General features: G+C 68.2%; 1 protein-coding gene. It reads left to right on the top strand.

Annotation, left to right across the window (positions count from 1 at the left end; translation table 11 throughout):
- Positions 1 to 193 precede the first annotated feature (193 nt).
- On the top strand, positions 194 to 1332 hold a 1139-nt coding region (locus AB0I04_RS55155; RefSeq protein ID WP_360905084.1), incomplete at its 3' end, for an arabinofuranosidase catalytic domain-containing protein.

Here is a 1332-nt window from a genome sequence, read left to right as displayed (position 1 = left end):
CAGCAGCTGGATCAGTGGCCGTGCAAGAACGCGGCCGGTTCCAACCAGGACTTCACTCCCCGCTGACGACCCGGCCTGACCCGGATCCCCCGTTCACCGGCGGCGGGTGTCGGCCTTGATCTGGAAGTTCACAGGCGGAGGCGACCAGATCGAAGCGCGTACGCCCGTCGCCGGCCATCCAAGGAGCAGAACATTGCACACTTCATCCGTTCCCGTGCCGGGCCGTGCGGCGTGCACCTGGCGGTCGCCGGTCACTGTCGCGCGGCTGGTGGCGGTGCTGGCCCTGCTGATCGCTACAGCGCCGACATGGCTGTCGGCGTCGGCGGCCGGTGCGGGCCCCTGTGACATCTACGCCTCCGGCGGCACACCGTGCGTCGCGGCTCACAGCACGGTGCGCGCGCTGTACGGGTCGTACAGCGGCAACCTCTACCAGGTGCGGCGCTCGTCGGACAACACGACGAGGAACATCGGCGTGCGGGCTGCGGGCGGCTTCGCCGACGCCGCGGCCCAGGACTCCTTCTGCGCCGGCACGACCTGCGTCATCACCGTCGTCTACGACCAGTCCGGGCACGGCAACGACCTGTGGTACCAGGGATCGAGCGAGGTTCCCGGCTCAAGCCAGAGCAGCCCTGCGAAGGCGACCACCGAGTCGCTGACGGTCGGCGGCGGCAAGGCCTACTCGCTGTACATCAACCCCGGGAACAGCTACTGGAGGGACGGCCATTTGACCGACGTCCCGACCGGTACCGCACCCGAGGGCATGTACATGGTGACCAGCGGCACGCACGTCAACGGGGGCTGCTGTTTCGACTATGGCAACAGCGAGACCGACCGCAAGGCGGACGCCGCCGGAGCGATGGATGCGATCAACTTCAGCACCTCCTGCTGGTTCGGCGGCTGCTCCGGTTCCGGCCCCTGGGTCCAGGCGGACCTGGAGTGGGGGCTGTATCCCGGCGGCAGCCAGTCGTGGAACCAGAACCAGCGGGCGTTCACGAACCGGTACGTCACGGCGATGCTGAAGAACAACGGCACTTCGCGGTTCGCGATCAAGGGTAGTGACGCCCAGGCCGGCGGTCTTACCACGCTGTGGGACGGCGGCCTTCCGAACGGATACAGCCCGATGAAGAAGCAGGGCGCCATCGTGCTCGGCAGCGGCGGTGACTGCTGCAAGCCCGGCGGCGGCGCCAATCTCAGCGCGGGCACCTTCTATGAGGGCGCCATGGTCTCCGGCTATCCGTCCGACGCGACCGAGAATGCGGTGCAGGCGAGCATCACGGCTGCCGGGTACGGGTCCGGTGGCGGCGGTGGGAGTTTCCCAGGCGGTTATCAGCA

Origin of the sequence: Actinoallomurus sp. NPDC050550 (assembly GCF_040655075.1) — a bacterium.
GTDB lineage: Bacteria > Actinomycetota > Actinomycetes > Streptosporangiales > Streptosporangiaceae > Actinoallomurus.
The sequence above is the reverse complement of the archived record's forward strand: the minus strand, read 5'-3'. Positions and strand labels throughout refer to the sequence as shown.